The 16928-nt window shown below is 61.6% G+C and carries 18 protein-coding genes and 1 other RNA gene; 7 read left to right on the top strand and 12 right to left on the bottom strand.

What is annotated here, in order from left to right; translation table 11 throughout:
* Positions 1 to 42: 42 nt before the first annotated feature.
* Positions 43 to 630 carry a 5-formyltetrahydrofolate cyclo-ligase gene (locus NKI41_RS12960; RefSeq protein ID WP_352450855.1) on the bottom strand — a complete coding sequence of 196 codons (588 nt, stop codon included), beginning with the start codon at positions 628 to 630 and terminating at the stop codon, positions 43 to 45.
* A gap of 140 nt (positions 631 to 770) precedes the next feature.
* A non-coding RNA gene (gene ssrS, locus NKI41_RS12955) (6S RNA) lies at positions 771 to 926 on the bottom strand.
* Positions 927 to 1102: 176 nt separating this feature from the next.
* Between ssrS and NKI41_RS12950 the strand changes: the two genes are divergently transcribed.
* The 7 genes from NKI41_RS12950 (at position 1103) to msrB (ending at position 5712) form a co-directional block, all read left to right on the top strand.
* Positions 1103 to 1942, top strand: coding sequence for an AAA family ATPase (locus NKI41_RS12950; RefSeq protein ID WP_352540325.1), 840 nt, complete (start codon positions 1103 to 1105; stop codon positions 1940 to 1942).
* Between the two features lie 117 nt (positions 1943 to 2059).
* A complete protein-coding gene (locus NKI41_RS12945) occupies positions 2060 to 2506 on the top strand; it encodes a GNAT family N-acetyltransferase (protein ID WP_352450857.1) in 447 nt (148 codons plus the stop codon).
* Positions 2507 to 2567: 61 nt separating this feature from the next.
* On the top strand, positions 2568 to 2762 hold the full coding sequence (locus NKI41_RS12940) for a type II toxin-antitoxin system HicA family toxin (protein ID WP_126104508.1): 195 nt from the start codon (positions 2568 to 2570) through the stop codon (positions 2760 to 2762).
* A gap of 9 nt (positions 2763 to 2771) precedes the next feature.
* A complete protein-coding gene (locus tag NKI41_RS12935; RefSeq protein WP_254816428.1) occupies positions 2772 to 3176 on the top strand; it encodes a type II toxin-antitoxin system HicB family antitoxin in 405 nt (134 codons plus the stop codon).
* Positions 3177 to 3185: 9 nt separating this feature from the next.
* On the top strand, positions 3186 to 4376 hold the full coding sequence (locus NKI41_RS12930) for a vWA domain-containing protein (protein ID WP_352471231.1): 1191 nt from the start codon (positions 3186 to 3188) through the stop codon (positions 4374 to 4376).
* The gene (locus NKI41_RS12925; RefSeq protein ID WP_352683330.1) at positions 4377 to 5198 is read left to right on the top strand and encodes an MBL fold metallo-hydrolase; all 822 of its coding nucleotides are present in this window, start codon (positions 4377 to 4379) and stop codon (positions 5196 to 5198) included.
* 109 nt (positions 5199 to 5307) lie between these two features.
* A complete protein-coding gene (msrB, locus tag NKI41_RS12920) occupies positions 5308 to 5712 on the top strand; it encodes a peptide-methionine (R)-S-oxide reductase MsrB (RefSeq protein WP_027152870.1) in 405 nt (134 codons plus the stop codon).
* Positions 5713 to 5715: 3 nt separating this feature from the next.
* On the opposite strand, the gene NKI41_RS12915 is transcribed toward msrB, so the two are convergent.
* The 10 genes from NKI41_RS12915 to NKI41_RS12870 all read right to left on the bottom strand — a co-directional run bounded on the left by NKI41_RS12915 (position 5716) and on the right by NKI41_RS12870 (position 16725).
* Positions 5716 to 6021, bottom strand: a complete 306-nt coding sequence (locus NKI41_RS12915) for a hypothetical protein (RefSeq protein WP_352613554.1) — start codon at positions 6019 to 6021, stop codon at positions 5716 to 5718.
* Between the two features lie 78 nt (positions 6022 to 6099).
* Positions 6100 to 6540, bottom strand: a complete 441-nt coding sequence (locus NKI41_RS12910; protein ID WP_352683328.1) for a hypothetical protein — start codon at positions 6538 to 6540, stop codon at positions 6100 to 6102.
* 61 nt (positions 6541 to 6601) lie between these two features.
* On the bottom strand, positions 6602 to 6862 hold the full coding sequence (locus tag NKI41_RS12905) for a DUF2312 domain-containing protein (protein WP_023719653.1): 261 nt from the start codon (positions 6860 to 6862) through the stop codon (positions 6602 to 6604).
* 160 nt (positions 6863 to 7022) lie between these two features.
* On the bottom strand, positions 7023 to 10481 hold the full coding sequence (pyc, locus tag NKI41_RS12900) for a pyruvate carboxylase (RefSeq protein WP_352683326.1): 3459 nt from the start codon (positions 10479 to 10481) through the stop codon (positions 7023 to 7025).
* A 190-nt stretch (positions 10482 to 10671) separates the two neighbouring features.
* On the bottom strand, positions 10672 to 11790 hold the full coding sequence (locus NKI41_RS12895) for a branched-chain amino acid ABC transporter substrate-binding protein (protein ID WP_352471237.1): 1119 nt from the start codon (positions 11788 to 11790) through the stop codon (positions 10672 to 10674).
* Positions 11791 to 11928: 138 nt separating this feature from the next.
* Positions 11929 to 12276, bottom strand: a complete 348-nt coding sequence (locus tag NKI41_RS12890) for a DUF6867 family protein (protein ID WP_352471238.1) — start codon at positions 12274 to 12276, stop codon at positions 11929 to 11931.
* Positions 12277 to 12295: 19 nt separating this feature from the next.
* Positions 12296 to 13024 (bottom strand): ABC transporter ATP-binding protein, encoded by a 729-nt coding sequence (locus tag NKI41_RS12885; RefSeq protein WP_352471239.1) that lies wholly within the window; start codon positions 13022 to 13024, stop codon positions 12296 to 12298.
* Positions 13024 to 14190, bottom strand: coding sequence for an ABC transporter ATP-binding protein (locus tag NKI41_RS12880; RefSeq protein WP_352471240.1), 1167 nt, complete (start codon positions 14188 to 14190; stop codon positions 13024 to 13026). Before NKI41_RS12880 ends, NKI41_RS12885 begins: the two co-directional genes overlap by 1 nt.
* On the bottom strand, positions 14190 to 15818 hold the full coding sequence (gene livM / locus NKI41_RS12875) for a high-affinity branched-chain amino acid ABC transporter permease LivM (protein ID WP_352613328.1): 1629 nt from the start codon (positions 15816 to 15818) through the stop codon (positions 14190 to 14192). The genes NKI41_RS12880 and livM overlap by 1 nt, the downstream gene beginning before the upstream one ends.
* Positions 15819 to 15822: 4 nt before the next feature.
* Complete coding sequence (locus tag NKI41_RS12870) at positions 15823 to 16725, bottom strand: branched-chain amino acid ABC transporter permease (protein ID WP_352683324.1); 903 nt, start codon at positions 16723 to 16725, stop codon at positions 15823 to 15825.
* Positions 16726 to 16928 lie beyond the last annotated feature (203 nt).

Below are 16928 nucleotides of genomic sequence, written 5' to 3'. Positions count from 1 at the left end.
GCTGCATGACTTTCGGAAAAGACCATGCGTCCAGGAACTTATCTACAATTTCGGCGCGAACCGGCGCAACCCGCTCTCGGTGAGTATTTCCGGAATGATCACGTCATGCGGCTCGTCCGGCACCAGGGCCACCTCCTGGCAGTCGAAGGCAATGCCGATCAGCCGCGGCTGCTGCCCCTTGTCGGCCAGCCGCGCGATCGCCCGGTCATAATAGCCGGCGCCGTAACCGATGCGGTGGCCGCGCGCATCGAAGGCGGCAAGCGGCACCAGCATCATTTGGGGATCGAGCACCTCGGCTTCCTCATGCGGCCCGACGGTGCCGAAGCCCATGTCGATCATCGGCGCGCCGCGCACCAGTTCGCGAAAAACGATGGTGGTCTTGTTGAGGATGGCCGGCAGGCAGAGCCTTGCCCCCTTTTCGCGCAAGGCAAACATCAGCGGCCGGACGTCGACTTCCGAGCGCATCGGCCAGAAGCCTGAGACGATCTGGGCCGGCTCGACCGTGATCCGGTCGCGCGCCGTCTCGGCCATTTCGAGTGCTGCCTCCACCCGCCAGAAAGGATCGAGCGCGTCGCGGCGCCCGAGGGCTTGGTTGCGGAGAGTTTTTTTCAGGTCTTTTGGGGATGTCATGCGCCGACGTTAGAAAAGGTCAGATTTGGATGGAGTTTTACGAGCGACGTTTTGGAGGAGCGGGGCGAGCTTTCGTTCGTGAGAGCACCGCACAAAGCGGCGCGACGACAAGATCCGCCAGACATTGCCTTTTCGACAGGTGACGATCCACACAACCGGTGGAGAGAGCGATCCCGGGAACCTACAAAGTAGGTGGGCGCCGTATGAGAAAACCCACGGGTCTTCCCAGGGACAGCTCCCTAGGGATCATTAAGGCCCCGGGGAAAATGTTCTCCTGCCGGGAAGCGCAGACCGTCTCCGCCAATATAGGCAGACGGCAGACCAAGCGCCAGAGAGACGACATGTTTCGAGTCTTAAATCGACGCAGAACCGCTCGACGAGGGTCGCGCCGGCAAGATCCCCGCTTTGCCAGCAGCGCCTTGCACAGCGAAGGCCGCCTCCTTAGGGTCGCGCGATGAACCCGGGAGCAAAAATGCGTTTTGAAGGCACGGCAGCCTATGTCGCCGACAAGGATCTGATGGTGGCGGTCAACGCGGCGATCGCGCTCGAGCGGCCGTTGCTGGTCAAGGGCGAGCCCGGTACCGGCAAGACCGAACTTGCCCGCCAGGTGGCGGCGGCGCTCGGCATCGATCTGATCGAATGGCATGTCAAATCGACCACGCGGGCGCAGCAGGGCCTCTATGAATATGATGCCGTCTCGCGGCTGCGCGACAGCCAGCTCGGCGACGAGCGCTTCAACGACATCCGCAATTACATCAAGCGCGGCAAGCTGTGGGACGCCTTTGCTGCCGGCAAGAAAGTCGTGCTTCTGATCGACGAGATCGACAAGGCCGATATCGAGTTCCCCAACGATCTGTTGCAGGAACTGGATCGGATGGAGTTCTTCGTCTACGAGACCGGCGAGACCATCCGTGCCACAGTCCGGCCGATCGTCATCATCACCTCCAACAACGAAAAAGAGCTGCCGGACGCCTTCCTGCGCCGCTGCTTCTTCCACTACATCCGCTTTCCCGACGTCGAGACGCTGCACAAAATCGTCGACGTGCACTATCCCGGCATCAAGCAGAACCTGGTGCGCGCCGCACTCACGCAATTCTATGAAATCCGTGACGTGCCGGGCCTCAAGAAGAAGCCGTCGACCTCCGAGGCACTCGACTGGATCCGCCTGCTGGTCGCCGACGAGATCGCGCCCGAGGACCTGCGCGCCGACCCGAAGAACGTGCTGCCCAAGCTGCACGGCGCCTTGCTGAAGAACGAACAGGACGTGCATCTGTTCGAGCGCCTGGCCTTCATGGCGAGACGGCAGGGATGAGGGGCCGGTCGGCCGGAAGCCCACGAAGTCACCGGACAGCGCTTTCCCGGTGCTGGACCGTTGCCTCTAGCCGGGCACGGAGGCAGCTTCAGGTTGCCGACTTCAGAGGGAAACGAAATGACCGAGATCACCATCCGCCCATTGGCGCAATCTGACCACGCCGATTGGCGGCGTCTTTGGACCGCCTATCTCACCTTCTACGAAACCAAGCTGCCGGAAGAGGTTTACGCCGTCACCTGGAAGCGGCTGTTCACGGCGGGCGAGTTCGAGCCGAAAGGCTTCATCGCCACCCTCGACGGCAAGGCCGTCGGCCTGACGCACTATCTCTACCATCGCTCCTGCTGGTCGCAGATAAACAACTGCTATCTGCAGGACCTGTTCGCCGACCCCGATGTACGCGGCAAGGGTGTCGGCGCCGCCCTGATCGAAGCGGTCAAGCAGGAAGCCGGCAAGATCGGCGTCAAGAACGTCTACTGGATGACCCACGAAACCAACACCACGGCACGCAAGCTCTACGACCACGTGGCGCGCAGGACCGGCTTCATCGAATACGATCTGCTATGATGAGGCCAACGATTGAAATAATCACCTGTGCGCAATATATTGCGCATGATCAGGGGCGACAGTGCCGCTGATCGAGACCAACACGCGCAAGATTGTCACGAGGCTTTTACGTGACGGCTGGGTGAACGTAGGCGGCGGCAAACACGAGAAGTACGAGCATCCGGAAAGGCCGGAGATCATGATTATCGTGCCGCGGCATCGCGAACAATCTCTGGGTGTTGCGCGGTCGATCGCCCGGCTTGCTGGATGGATTTAAGGACGAATCATGACGCACTATGTCGGAATTCTTGACGGCGCAGATGAAGTCTGGGGAGTGCGGGTGCCTGATCTTCCCGGATGTCACGGCGGTGGCGCAAGTCCCGAAGAGGCGATAGCCGATGCGACTTCTGCCGTTCGCGAATGGGCAGAGACACGAATGGCGAAGAACTTGCCCTTGCCCGCGGCGCGCACTGTGGCAGATCTGCTCCGACTGGGCGAAGTCGATAGCGCTGCCGGTGAATCCGCCGTGATGATCCCTGTGCTGATCGATTCCGGACGGCCTGTCCGGGCCAATCTGTCGCTCGACGCAGGTCTTTTGGCGGCAATCGACGAAGAAGCGGGTCGGCGTGGTCTGACGCGTTCCGCCTTTATCGCCAGCGCCGCACGGGAGAAGATCGAGGGACACAGATAAAGTCGGACCATGTTCATCCCCTTCTTCCTCGAACTGAAGGCAGCGCGGGTTCCGGTCTCGCTCCGCGAATATCTGTCGCTGCTGGAGGGGCTGGAGGCCGGGCTGGTCGACTATGATGTCGAGGGCTTTTACTATCTCGCCCGCGCCGCTCTGGTGAAGGACGAGCGCCACATCGACCGCTTCGACCAGGTCTTTTCGCACATCTTCAAAGGTGTCGAGGCGCAAGCTGGCGAAAACGCGGTCGATGTCGCAAACATCCCGGAGGAATGGCTGCGGAGGCTCGCCGAAAAGCACCTGACCGACGAGGAGAAGAAGCTGATCGAGGCGCTGGGCGGCTTCGGAAAGCTGATGGAGACGCTGAAGAAGCGGTTGGAGGAGCAAAACGGCCGGCATCAGGGCGGTTCGAAATGGATCGGCACCGGCGGCACCTCGCCCTTCGGCGCCTATGGCTACAATCCCGAAGGCGTGCGCATCGGCCAGCACGAAAGCCGCAACCGCCGCGCGGTAAAAGTCTGGGACAAACGCGAGTTCAGGAATTTCGATGACGCCGTCGAACTCGGCACCCGCAACATCAAGGTCGCGCTGAAGCGCTTGCGCCGCTGGGTGCGCGAAGGCGCCGAACAGGAATTCGACCTGCCCGGCACCATCCACGCCACCGCCGAGCACGGTTATCTTGACGTTAAGACACAACCCGAACGTCGCAATGCCGTGAAGCTGCTGATGTTCTTCGATGTCGGCGGCTCGATGGACGACCATGTCAGGAGTGTCGAGGAGCTGTTTTCGGCCGCCCGCGCCGAGTTCCGCCAGCTCGAATATTTCTATTTCCACAACTGCCTCTACGAGGGCGTGTGGAAGGACAATCGCCGCCGCCATGCCGAGGTGATTCCGACCTTCGATCTCCTCCATAAATATGGCCCCGACTACAAGGTGATCGTCGTCGGCGACGCCTCGATGAGCCCCTATGAGATCGCTCAACCCGGCGGCTCGGTCGAGCATTGGAACAAGGAGGCCGGCGCCGTCTGGCTCGGCAGGCTGCTGCAGCAATGGCCGAACGCCATTTGGCTCAATCCGGAAGACGCGAAGAACTGGGGTTTTACCCATTCGATTGCCATGATCCGCGATATTTTTGGCGGCCGCATGTTTCCGCTGACGCTCGCCGGCCTCGAAGCCGCGACGAAGCAACTTTCAAGGAAGCACTGAATGGATCCACGCAAAACAGGACGGTCGACCTGTTTCCTTTGCCTGCAATGCGGTGTCCAGTTCGCGGCGACAGCGACGCCGCCGCGACATTGCCCGATCTGCGAGGACGAGCGGCAATATGTGCGCTGGGAAGGTCAGGCCTGGACCACGCCGGAAGAGCTCGCCGCCGGCCATCGGGTCGTGATCAAGGATGATGCCGGCGTGCTCGCCTTCGGCATCGAGCCACGCTTCGCTATCGGCCAGCGCGCATTGCTGGCGCAAACGCCCCACGGCAATGTGCTGTGGGACTGCATCTCGATGGTCAGCGACGAGGCGGTGGCCGAGATCCACCGCCGGGGCGGCCTGGCCGCCATCGCCATTTCGCACTGCCATTACTATTCGGTGATGGTCGAGTGGAGCGCGGCGTTTGGCGGCGTGCCGATTTATCTGCACGCCGATGATCGTCAGTGGATCATGCGGCCGCATCCGGCAATCATCAGCTGGGAAGGCGAGATGCACGCCATAAACCCGTCGCTGACGCTCATCCGCTGCGGCGGCCACTTTGCCGGTGGCCAGGTACTGCACTGGAAGCGCGACCGCGGCAATGCCATCCTGGCCGGCGACATCCTGCAGGTGACGCCGACCCGCCGTCGTGTCAGCTTTATGTACAGCTATCCGAACTATATCCCGCTCAACGCGACGAAAGTGCGCGGCATCAAGGCCGCGCTGGAGCCTTTCACGTTCGACCATATCTACGGCGCATGGTGGAACCAGAACGTCATCGGAGATGCAAAGGCGGCATTTTCAGCATCGGTTGCGCGCTATCTCGCGGCCATCGCCTGAGGGATTCTTCGCAGCAGGATAGGAAATACGAGCAAACGCCGTAACAAATGCCTATTTCAGGCGAAGTTGCGAAGGCAACCCAAATAGCGACATAAGCTAAGAGGAAAAAATGGACAGCCACACCTACCCCGTTACCCGCACCGATGCCGAATGGCGCGCCCGGCTGACGCCCGAGCAATATGCGGTGATGCGCAACCACGGCACCGAGCGGCCGGGAAGCTGCGCCCTGCTGCACGAGAAGCGCGCCGGCACCTTCTCCTGCGTCGGCTGCGACCAGCCCTTGTTTGAATCCAAGCTGAAATTCGAGAGCGGCACCGGCTGGCCGAGCTTCAACGACCCAGTGCCGGGTTCGGTCGAGACCACCGTCGACCGCAGCTACGGCATGGTCCGCACCGAATGCCATTGCGCCCGCTGCGGCAGCCATCTCGGCCATGTCTTCGAGGACGGCCCGCCACCGACCGGTCTGCGCTATTGCATCAACGGCGTGGCGCTCAAATTCGAGCCGGCCGCCTGATCGTCAGGCCACAACCACCAGGATCAGCCACAACGTGGCGCCGAGAGTCATCAGCGAGGCCATGACGCCACTCGATTTTCCGGCAGTTCGCCAAACGGCAAAGGTCAGGAAGATATTGTAGGGCACCGGCGCGAAATGCACCGCCAGGACGAGCGCAAGCGGCAGCTTCAATCCTAGCAGAATGAGCGCCCCCACCGACGACGCGACGTTGATCGCTGTGCCGACAACGACCAGGTCGCGCCAGAACAGCCGATCGAGCGGCACGCCGCCGAACCAGCGTGAGCGGAAGAAGGCGGCAACGCGCGACATGATCGTCATCGATCGATCGGCTCCCTGGCTGCTCACCAGAGCAACCCTTCCACAAGGATTGCGTCTGGAAACCCTGCTTTATTCCTGACCCAGAACGTCGGCAATCGCGCGCTCGAAACGTGAGGCTTCCGTCACCAGCCAGTCGGTCATCGCCGGCCAATTGTCCTCGGCAAAACAATTCACCCGCCACATCGAATTGATGCCGAGGCCGTCGCAACTTTGTTCTGGCCTGAGCTTCAGCCTGTCTTCGATGGCCGGCTGGAACGGCTTCAACCGCGACCAGGCTTGCGTGGCACCGAACTTCTCGTTGCGGCCGAAGAAGACGCCGACATGATTGTGCGCAGGCGCGACATACATGGAAAGGACCAATGCGAAATCGGGCAGCCCACGCTGCCAGAACCACGGTCCGCGCCTCGCCAACAGAGCCCTTTCATCCGGATGCCGTTCCGCGAACAGCGTCCAGAAGCTGCGTTGGCGGAATTCAGAGGCGCGGCGGGCGCCAAAATCGAATTCGCTCATGGCTGGAATCCATGGTCAGAACCGCTTCTCCCGCGATCGTCTCCGGCGCCGAGGCCGGCCTTTACACCATGCCGAGCGCAGCCTTGTACAGATCGAGGATGGATTCCTCTTCCTGCCGCTCGGCCTGGTCCTTCTTGCGCAGCCGGATGATCGACCGCATCGCCTTGGTGTCGAAGCCAGTGCCCTTGGCCTCGGCGAACACTTCCTTGATGTCGTCGGCAATCGTCTTCTTCTCTTCCTCGAGCCGCTCGATTCGTTCGATGAAGGCGCGCAGCTGGCCGGCGGCAACAGTCTGGCTGGTCTCGGTGATGTCGTCGGCCATATTCTTCTCTCCGCGTCGTTTCTCGCCGCGACTCGGGGTGACCCGAGCGGCGAATTGCAGCGGTTCGATGCCCGACCGGGCGCGGCGGGTCAAGGTACTATCGATGCGGCATGAAGGGCTGCTGCCAGGCGCCGACAAGTCTCTCTGATGCCGGCCTGTTTCACCCGAACGCGATCAGCAGATCCTTGGCATCGATCTGGTCGCCGGCCTTGACCAGCACCTCGGCTATGGTGCCGTCGCGTTCGGCATGCAACGCCGTTTCCATCTTCATCGCTTCGATCGACAGCAGCACGTCGCCGGCCTTCACCGCCTGGCCGGCAGCGACCGCAAGCGCCGAGACGACGCCAGGCATCGGCGCGCCGACATGCGCCTCATTGCCCGGCTCCGCCTTGCGCCGTGCCTTGGCAGCGGACGCGCCATGCGCCCGGTCCGGCACCTTCACCCGGCGCGGCTGCCCGTTGAGCTCGAAGAACACGGTGACCATGCCCTTTTCGTCGACATCGCCGATGGCAAGGCAGCGCACCACCAGCGTCTTGCCTTTTTCGATGTCGACGAAAATCTCGTCTTCCGGCTTCATGCCGTAGAAATAGGTCGGCGTCGGCAGAACGCTGACCGGCCCGTAGGTCTCCTGCGCGGCGGCAAAATCGGAAAACACCTTCGGATACATCAGCCACGACGCGAACTCGAACTCGCTGAGCTTGCGCTCGAGCTTTTCCTCGACCTCCGCGCGACTGGCCTTGAGGTCCGCCGGTTTGAGCAGCGAACCTGGCCGCACCGTGATCGGCTTTTCGCCCTTCAGCACCTTCTTCTGCAATGGCTTTGGCCAGCCGCCCGGCGACTGGCCGAGATCGCCGCGCAACATCGACACCACCGAATCCGGGAAGGCGATGTCCCTCGCCGGATTCTCGACGTCGGCGACGGTCAGGTCCTGGCTCACCATCATCAGCGCCATGTCGCCGACGACCTTGGACGACGGCGTCACCTTGACGATGTCGCCGAACATCAGATTGACGTCGTGATAGGTCTGCGCCACCTCGTGCCAGCGTGTCTCCAGCCCGAGCGAGCGCGCCTGTTCCTTGAGGTTGGTGAACTGACCGCCCGGCATTTCGTGCAGATAGACCTCCGATGCCGGCCCCTTCAGGTCGCTTTCGAAGGCTGAATACTGGTTGCGCACCGCCTCCCAGTAGAACGAGATGTTCCTGATCCACTGCGGGTCGAGGCCCGGATCGCGCTCGGTGCCCTTCAGCGCCTCCACGATCGAACCCAGGCAAGGCTGCGAGGTGTTGCCCGATAGCGAATCCATCGCCGCGTCGATGGCGTCGACGCCGCTCTCCACCGCCGCCAGCACCGTTGCCGCCGACAGGCCGGATGTGTCGTGGGTGTGGAAGTGGATCGGCAGGTCCGTCGCCTCGCGCAGTGCCTTGAACAGCGCGCGGGCAGCGCTCGGCTTTAGAAGCCCAGCCATGTCCTTGACGGCGATGATGTGGGCGCCTGCCGCCTGCAATTCCCTGGCCAAGCCGACATAGTATTTCAGATCGTATTTCGCCCGCGCCGGATCGAGTATGTCGCCGGTATAACAGATCGCCGCTTCGATCAGTCTGCCCTCGGCGCCGACCGCATCCATGGCCACGCGCATGTTCTCGACCCAGTTCAGGCAGTCGAAGACCCGGAACAGGTCGATGCCGCCGGCAGCGGCCTGGCGGACGAAATGCTGGACGACATTGTCGGGATAGTTGGTATAGCCGACGCCGTTGGCACCGCGCAGGAGCATCTGCAGCAGAAGGTTGGGTGCTGCCTCGCGCACCAGCGACAGCCGCTCCCATGGGTCTTCGGTGAGAAAGCGCATGGCGACGTCGAATGTGGCGCCGCCCCAGCATTCGAGCGACAAAAGCTGCGGCAGAGCACGCGCATAGGTGCCGGCAATTCCGGCAATGTCATAGGTGCGCACACGCGTCGCGAGCAAGGATTGATGCCCGTCGCGCATTGTCGTGTCGGTGACCAGCACCTCTTTTTGCTCGCGCATCCACGCGGCGAAGTTCTCCGGCCCGAGCACGTCGAGCTTCTGCTTGCTGCCTTGAGGCACATTGCCGTTGAGATATGGCACTACCGGTGGCGCCGCATCGGCCTTTGGCTGCGGCCGGCCGCGCGTCTCGGGATGACCATTGACCGAAACGTCGGCAAGGTAGTTGAGCAGCTTGGTCGCGCGGTCCTGCCGCTTCACACTGGCGAACAGTTCCGGCGTCGTGTCGATGAACTTGGTGGTGTAGGAATTGTCGGCGAAGCTCGGGTGATTGATGATCGCCTCGAGGAACGTGAGGTTGGTCGCCACGCCGCGGATGCGGAATTCGCGCAGCGCCCGGTTCATGCGGGCGATGGTCTCGGCCGGCGTCGGCGCCCACGCCGTTACCTTTTCCAGCAGCGGATCGTAGAAGCGGGTGATGACCGCGCCCGAATAGGCGGTGCCGCCATCAAGGCGGATACCGAAGCCGGTGGCACCGCGATAGGCGGTGATGCGGCCATAGTCGGGGATGAAATTATGCTCGGGATCTTCCGTGGTGATGCGGCACTGCAGCGCGTGGCCGTTGAGCCTGATGTCCTTCTGCGCCGGAACGCCCGATTCCGCCGTGCCGATGGCAAAGCCGTCGAGGATATGGATCTGCGCCTTGACGATGTCGATGCCGGTCACCTGTTCGGTGACCGTGTGCTCGACCTGGATACGCGGATTGACCTCGATGAAGTAGAATTTTCCGGTATCAGCATCCTGCAGGAACTCGACCGTGCCGGCGCCGATATAGCTGGTTTCGCGCGCGATCCTCAGCGCGTAGCCGCAAAGCTCCTCGCGCTGTGACATTTCGAGGTAGGGCGCCGGCGCCCGCTCGACCACTTTCTGGTTGCGGCGCTGGATCGAACAATCGCGCTCGAACAGGTGCACGGCGTTGCCATGAGTGTCGCCCAGCACCTGCACCTCGACATGGCGTGCGCGCTCGATCAGCTTTTCGAGATAGACCTCGTCCTTGCCGAAAGCCGCCTTCGCCTCACGCTTGCCTTCCATGACCTCGCGCGCGAGATCGGCCTCGGAGCGGATGGCGCGCATGCCGCGGCCGCCGCCGCCCCAGGATGCCTTGAGCATCACCGGGTAGCCGATCGTCTTGGCGAGTTCCTTTACCACCTCCATGTCGTCCGGCAAGGGATCGGTGGCGGGAATTACCGGCACGCCGACTTCGATCGCGAGGTTGCGAGCGGCGACCTTGTTGCCTAGCCTGCGCATCGTATCCGGCTTTGGCCCGATGAAGATGATGCCGGCCGTGGCGCAGGCCTCGGCGAATTCCGGGCTTTCCGACAGCAGGCCGTAGCCTGGATGGATGGCATCGGCGCCCGATAGCCTGGCGACGCGGATAACCTCCTCGATCGACAGATAGCTTTCGATCGGCCCCATGTCCCTGGCCAAATGCGGCCCGCGCCCGACCTGGTAGCTTTCGTCGGCCTTGAAGCGATGCAGGGAGTATTTGTCCTCCTCTGCCCAGATCGCCACGGTTTTGAGGCCGAGCTCATTGGCCGCGCGGAAGACGCGGATGGCTATTTCGGAGCGGTTGGCGACAAGGATCTTCGAGATTGCCAAGGACAGGGCTCCGGACGCGGGAAAGGGAACTGCCGGACATGATTAGCGCGAAAATGCTGCAGTGCAAACAAAAATGGAGACGTCGGCTAAACCGATTTAAATCCTTGCGCCTATGCGATGAAGCAAAAGACAAATGAAAAATGCCCGGCGCGAGGCGCCGGGCATTTTTGGGCTGCAGGCGTTTGCCGGCTTATTGTTCGAAGTAGGTGTACTTGCCGTCGTCACCCTTCTTCCAAGTGTAGATGACGTAGTCGGGACGGGTGATGTCGCCCTTTGCGTCATAGCCGATGTCGCCGATGGCGGTCTTCCACGGGCCACTCTTCTTGATCTCTTCCGCAACCTTCTGCGCGTCGTCGGAAGAGCCGACCTTGTTGGCGGCGGCGGCGACGATCTGCAGCGCGGCGTAGGAGTAGAGCGTATAGGCTTCAGGCTCGAAACCGGCGGCGCGGAACTTCTCCACGAGTTCCTTGGCGTTCGGGTTCTTGCGCGGATCGGGGGCGAACGTCATCAGCGTGCCGTCGACGGCATCGCCGGCGATGGAGGCCAATTCGTTCGACACGATGCCGTCGCCGGACATGAACTGGGCCTTGAGACCCTGATCGGCGAGCTGGCGCATAATCAGGCCGGCCTCGGTGTGCAGGCCGCCATAGTAGACGACGTTGACGCCGGCATCCTTCATCTTGGCGATCAACGCCGAGAAGTCCTTGTCGCCGACATTGATGCCCTCATACATGGCTTCGGTCACGCCATCAGCATTGAGTGCCTTCTTGGTTTCGTCGGCGAGACCCTGGCCGTAAGGCGTCTTGTCGTGGACGACGGCGATCTTGCCGTCCTTAAAGTGCGCGGCGAGGTAGTCGCCGGCAACCTTGCCCTGCTGATCGTCGCGTCCGCAGGTACGAAACGTGTTCCACAGGCCCCGCTCGGTCAGCTTCGGGTTGGTCGCGGAAGGCGTGATGACGAGAATGCCGTTCTCGGCATAGACCTCTGACGCCGGAATGGTGACGCCCGAATTGAAGTGGCCGACGACATATTTGACGCCATCGGCGACAAACTTGTTGGCGACCGAGATGCCCTGCTTCGGATCCGACACGTCGTCGCCGACCTCGATCTTGATCTGCTCGCCGTTAATGCCGCCAGCCGCGTTGATATCGGCGGCAGCCTGTTCGGCGCCCTTCTGCAACTGCGCGCCGAATGCTGCGTTCGGGCCAGTGATCGGACCGGCAACGCCGATCAGGATGTCAGCCCACGCGCTGCCGCTGAACGCGACAAGCGCGGTCAGGGCGACGGCGGACAAAAGTGACTTTTTCATTGAAACGCTCCCATTTACCGAGTGGGCGTGGATGTTGCTTTCATGCGATGCCCACTCTTGCTCGCAGAAAGAGTACTTTGCCGATTTTCAGGCACTTGTCACGCCGATTCATCCCTGAAGCGCCGTTAATGATAAATGTCAACCTTTTGGTTTCCAGCTCAAAAGAGAGGCTCTTTCGTAAAGCCAATTATACTGCGTTACCATCTGGTTGGTGCGCGTGTATTGGTAGCCAATGAAGCCCAATATCATCAGCACGATGGTATCGACCACGTAGTAATGCAGCGAAAACATCGTTCCGCCGAACAGCGCATGATGGATGAATCTTACGCCGATGCCGAGCCCCAGCATGTAGGCGAACAACTGGGCGAAGCTGCGCCACGTCTGCGCACATGCCTTGCCCGTCATCCACGCCGCCCAGCCGCCGAGCAGGCAGGTGACGAAGAAGAACTGCCAGATCGAGGGTTCCTCATAGACAATGCCCTGCATGATTGATGTCTCCTGAAACTCAGTGATGGCCGCCTTCGAGATAGGCGGCGCGCACCTCCGGATTGGCGAGCAACTCCTTGCCGGTGCCGCTCATCGTCACGTTGCCGTTGACCATGACATAGCCGCGCGTGGCGAGCTTCAGAGCGCCGAAGGCGTTTTGCTCGACCAGGAACACGGTCAGTCCCTGCGTGCGGTTCAGCTCCCGGATAGCGTCGAATATCTGCTTGACGATCAGCGGCGCCAGGCCAAGCGACGGCTCGTCGAGCAAAAGCAGCTTCGGCCGCGCCATCAGCGCGCGCCCGATCGACAGCATCTGCTGCTCGCCGCCGGACAGCGTGCCACCACGCTGGGCAATGCGTTCCTTCAGGCGTGGAAACAGCGTGAACACCTTCTCGACGTCCTCGTCATAATGCTCGAGGTTGTCGAGGCTGGCGCCCATTTGCAGGTTTTCCATCACCGTCATGCGCGGGAAAATGCGGCGCCCTTCCGGCGACTGGGCGATGCGCATGCGCGCGATCTCGTGGGTCGGCATCTGGGTGATGTCGGTACCGGCGAATGTGATGGTACCCGCGCGGGCGCGGGGAGCACCGAAGATGGTCATCATCAGCGTCGATTTGCCGGCGCCGTTGGCACCGATCAGCGCTACGATCTCACCTTGCTTGACCGTGACATCGACGCCGTTCAGCGCCCTGATGTTGCCGTAGTAGGTCTGGACGCCCTTGATATCGAGCAGCGTTGTGCCGGCCATTATTTCCGCCCTCCACGCCGATTAGAGGTGCCGGGAGTTTTTGACTTCACCGGAGCCTTGGAGGCCGGCTTTGCAGTGGAAGATTTTGCGGCAGAAGATTTCGCGGCCGATTTGGCTTTGGCCGGCGATCCGGACTTTGCCGCGGCACTCGACCTTGCATCGATCTGCCCGGCTTTCGAAGCGCCCTTTGACACGGTGACGCGTTCGCCCTCGCTATGGCCGACCGTGTCGACAACCGGTCCGGCGAGATACGAAGACGATGTGCCTGGGCCATGGGCCGCATCCGGACCCGTATCCAATTGCTCGATGACATCTTCGTCGCCGACTTCGGTCAGCACCGTCTCGACGTCCTCGTCTTCGACGCCGAGGTAGGCAGCGATGACGCGCGGGTCGGTCCGCACCGATTGCGGGTTGCCGTCGGAGATCTTGCGCCCGTATTCGAGCACGACGACATGGTCCGAAATCTGCATAACCACCGCCATATCATGCTCGATCAAAAGGATCGACGTGCCGGTGTTGTCCTTGATGTCCATCAGCAGTGCATTGAGCGCCGCCGATTCCTTCGGATTAAGGCCGGCGGCCGGCTCGTCGAGGCACAGAAGCTCAGGGCCGGTGCACATGGCGCGAGCAATTTCGAGCCGTCGCTGCGCGCCATAGGGCAGATCGCCGGCAGGATCGTCGGCGCGGTCGACGAGATCGGCCTTTTCCAGCCAGTGCTCGGCCAGTTCAACCGATTCCGCCGAAGCCTGTCTGTATCCGCTATAACCGAACAGGCCGAGAATGGTATAGCCGGACGCCTTCATCAGCTTGTTGTGCTGGGCCACCAGCAGGTTCTCCAGCAGCGTCATGCCCGAGAACAGGCGGATGTTCTGGAAGGTGCGCGCCACCTTGGCCCGCGCCGGGATTTCATGGTTCGGCAAACGTTCGAGCAGGAAGGTCGAGCCGTCGCGCCGATTGAGCGTGATCATGCCTTCCGACGGTTTGTAGAAACCGGTGATGCAATTGAACACGGTGGTCTTGCCGGCGCCGTTGGGACCGATCAGCGCGGTGATCTCGCCGCGTTTGGCCTGGAACGACAGGTCGCCGATGGCGACGAGACCGCCGAACTTCATCGACAAATGATCGACCTGCAGGATGGCATCGTTCACGGAGGGGCTCGCGTTCATCAGCCGTGTCCCTCCTTGGTGAAGGACCCCGACACCGCCCTGCGCACCTTGAGGAAGGCTGTCGGCTCGCGGCTGCCGACGAAGCCGCGCGGCTTCCACAGCATGACGATGACCATGGCCATGCCGAACAACAGCATGCGATAAAGCTCCGGCGTGAAGTCGGGGCCGAACCCGGGTATAACCTTGATGTTGCCCCAACTCAGGCCGGTCTTGAGGAAATCCAGTTCGCGCAGGATTTCGGTGCCGCCGATCATCACCATCGCGGCGACGGCAATGCCGACCAGCGAGCCCATGCCGCCAAGCACGACGATGGCAAGGATGATCGCGGATTCCAGGAAGACGAAGGATTCCGGGCTGACGAAGCCTTGCCGCGCGGCAAAGAACGAGCCGGCGAAGCCGCCAAACATCGCGCCCGTGGCAAAGGCCGTGAGCTTGGTGGTGGTGGTGTTGATACCGAGCGAGCGGCAGGCGATCTCGTCCTCGCGCAGCGCTTCCCAGGCGCGGCCGACCGGCAGACGCCTGAGCCTCACGGTGACGAAGGCCGTCAGCAGACAGAGCCCAAGGATCAAATAGTAGAGGAATATCTTGTAGTAGGCACCCGATTGGGCGATGCCGAGCACCTTCGAGATGTAGTTCGGATCGGAGACGTTGAACGACATCAGGCCGAAGAAAGACACCTTCGGGATGCCGGAAATGCCGGCCGAGCCGTTGGTCACCTCGCGCCAGTTGATGATCACCAGCCTTATGATTTCGCCGAAGGCGAGCGTCACGATCGCCAGATAGTCACCGCGCAGGCGCAGCACCGGGAAGCCGAGCATCACGCCCCAGAACGCAGCCATCAGGCCAGCGGCGGGCAGCAGGATCCAGAAGGAGAGGCCGAAATGCGTGCCGAGCAGCGCATAGGCGTAGGCACCGACGGCGTAGAAGGCGACATAGCCGAGATCGAGCAAGCCGGCCAAGCCGATAACGATATTCAGCCCCCAAGCCAGCATCACGTAGATCAGGATCTGGATGCCGTAATTGTCGACATATTTCAGCGAGCCCTGGAAACCGGCGGCCATCGACCCGGCATATAGAGCCAGCACCAACACCACGATAATCGGGTAGAGCGCCAGTGCGGTTATGCCCAATGCCGAGAAATGAGCGTGAATGAAGGCCCGGAACCGATATATCAGCCAAGCCAGCGCATAGATGATTGCGAGCGCCCGCAGGAACCGCACAAAATCGGAAAGTTCCGGCCCTAAGGCCTCGGTCAGAAAGCCGCTGAGCGCGACCAGAATAACGGCGACGGCGAGCGCCACGATGAACGCGGGAAGGCGGAAGAATCGCGAAGCCAGGCTGACCGGCAGCAGGCCGGTGGCGACGTCGACGATCTTCTGGTTCGCCAGGAAGGGCTGGCCATAGGCGACATAGAGGAAGCGTCCTGCCATGGTGGCGATCACGACGCCGGCGAGCAAGCCCCAGCGTTGCACCAGGATCAGTTCGTTGGAGATATTCTGGTCGGTTTTCAGGCCGATGAACAGCACGAACAGGCCAAGCGAGATGGCGCCGGCATAGAGCGCTTCGCGAAAAGCGCGCTGGACCGGGGTGGCGACGACGGTGCTTTCCGGAGACACGGTAACCGCCATGATCTCAGACCTTTTCGACTTCTGGCCGGCCGAGAATGCCGGAAGGCAGGAAGATCAGCACGATCGCCAGGATGGAGAAGGCGGCGACGTCCTTGTAGTCGATCGAGAAATAAGCCGACCACATGCTTTCGATGAAGCCAATCATCAGCCCGCCGAGCACGGCGCCGGGCAGTGAGCCGATGCCGCCGAGCACCGCGGCAGTAAACGCCTTCACACCGGGCGTAAAGCCGTCGGAAAACACAACAACGCCGTAATACATCAGGAACAACGTGCCGGCGACAGCGGCAAGGGCGGCGCCCATAATGAAGGTGATCGAGATGGTGCGATCGACGTCGACGCCGAGCAGCGCGGCCATCTTGCGGTCCTGCTCGCAGGCGCGCTGCGCCCGGCCGAGCGAGGTCTTGTTGACCAGGTACCAGAACAGCGCGAGCAGGACTATGGTGACCAGGACAATGATGATCTGCTTCAGCGAGACGCTGATGCCTTCGACGTTGTAGACCTTGGACACCATTGGCGGGACCGGCTTGTTGCGCGGCCCTTGCGTCACCTGGACGAAATTGGACAGCGCAATCGACATGCCAATCGCGGTGATCAGCGGCGCCAGCCGGAATGAACCACGCAAAGGCCGGTAGGCCACCTTCTCGATCGTCCAGTTATACAGGCTGGTCAGCAGCATCGCGACGATCATCATGATCAGCAGCGCAACGACGATCGGCAGCGAATAGAACAACGCACCGAGGATAAGGAAAACGATGAGCGCGGTGAAAGCGCCGATCATGAAAATGTCGCCATGGGCGAAATTGATCATGCCGATGATGCCGTAGACCATCGTATAGCCGATCGCTATCAGCCCATAGATCGATCCCAGCGTCAGCCCGTTGATAAGCTGCTGGACAAAATACTGCATGCTGTCGTGGCTCCCCTGGAATGTCGCCCATGCAGACGCATTCCTTTTCGTATTTTCCCTAGTCGTAAAGTTTCGAGCCCGGATTGCAACGTGATTTTTCGATCATTACGCGTGTTTTCGCCGCACGTCGTCCGATTGCCCGTTTTGTTCCGGTGCGCCCCCTGGACCATCGCGGACCCTACCATTGGCCTAACGCAATGTCT

Origin of the sequence: Mesorhizobium sp. M0601 (assembly GCF_040320845.1) — a bacterium.
GTDB lineage: Bacteria > Pseudomonadota > Alphaproteobacteria > Rhizobiales > Rhizobiaceae > Mesorhizobium.
Note: the sequence above shows the minus strand (reverse complement) of the source record. Positions and strands in the feature narration are given on the sequence as shown.

Coding starts and splice junctions, on each gene's coding strand:
- NKI41_RS12910 (WP_352683328.1), bottom strand. CDS start 6,540: ATGAGCGAATTCGATTTTGGCGCCCGCCGCGCCTCTGAATTCCGCCAA.
- NKI41_RS12870 (WP_352683324.1), bottom strand. CDS start 16,725: ATGCAGTATTTTGTCCAGCAGCTTATCAACGGGCTGACGCTGGGATCG.
- NKI41_RS12945 (WP_352450857.1), top strand. CDS start 2,060: ATGACCGAGATCACCATCCGCCCATTGGCGCAATCTGACCACGCCGAT.
- NKI41_RS12885 (WP_352471239.1), bottom strand. CDS start 13,024: ATGGCCGGCACAACGCTGCTCGATATCAAGGGCGTCCAGACCTACTAC.
- NKI41_RS12925 (WP_352683330.1), top strand. CDS start 4,377: ATGGATCCACGCAAAACAGGACGGTCGACCTGTTTCCTTTGCCTGCAA.
- NKI41_RS12930 (WP_352471231.1), top strand. CDS start 3,186: ATGTTCATCCCCTTCTTCCTCGAACTGAAGGCAGCGCGGGTTCCGGTC.
- NKI41_RS12915 (WP_352613554.1), bottom strand. CDS start 6,021: ATGTCGCGCGTTGCCGCCTTCTTCCGCTCACGCTGGTTCGGCGGCGTG.
- NKI41_RS12935 (WP_254816428.1), top strand. CDS start 2,772: ATGACGCACTATGTCGGAATTCTTGACGGCGCAGATGAAGTCTGGGGA.
- NKI41_RS12960 (WP_352450855.1), bottom strand. CDS start 630: ATGACATCCCCAAAAGACCTGAAAAAAACTCTCCGCAACCAAGCCCTC.
- NKI41_RS12895 (WP_352471237.1), bottom strand. CDS start 11,790: ATGAAAAAGTCACTTTTGTCCGCCGTCGCCCTGACCGCGCTTGTCGCG.
- NKI41_RS12880 (WP_352471240.1), bottom strand. CDS start 14,190: ATGAACGCGAGCCCCTCCGTGAACGATGCCATCCTGCAGGTCGATCAT.
- NKI41_RS12890 (WP_352471238.1), bottom strand. CDS start 12,276: ATGCAGGGCATTGTCTATGAGGAACCCTCGATCTGGCAGTTCTTCTTC.
- livM (WP_352613328.1), bottom strand. CDS start 15,818: ATGGCGGTTACCGTGTCTCCGGAAAGCACCGTCGTCGCCACCCCGGTC.
- NKI41_RS12950 (WP_352540325.1), top strand. CDS start 1,103: ATGCGTTTTGAAGGCACGGCAGCCTATGTCGCCGACAAGGATCTGATG.
- msrB (WP_027152870.1), top strand. CDS start 5,308: ATGGACAGCCACACCTACCCCGTTACCCGCACCGATGCCGAATGGCGC.
- NKI41_RS12905 (WP_023719653.1), bottom strand. CDS start 6,862: ATGGCCGACGACATCACCGAGACCAGCCAGACTGTTGCCGCCGGCCAG.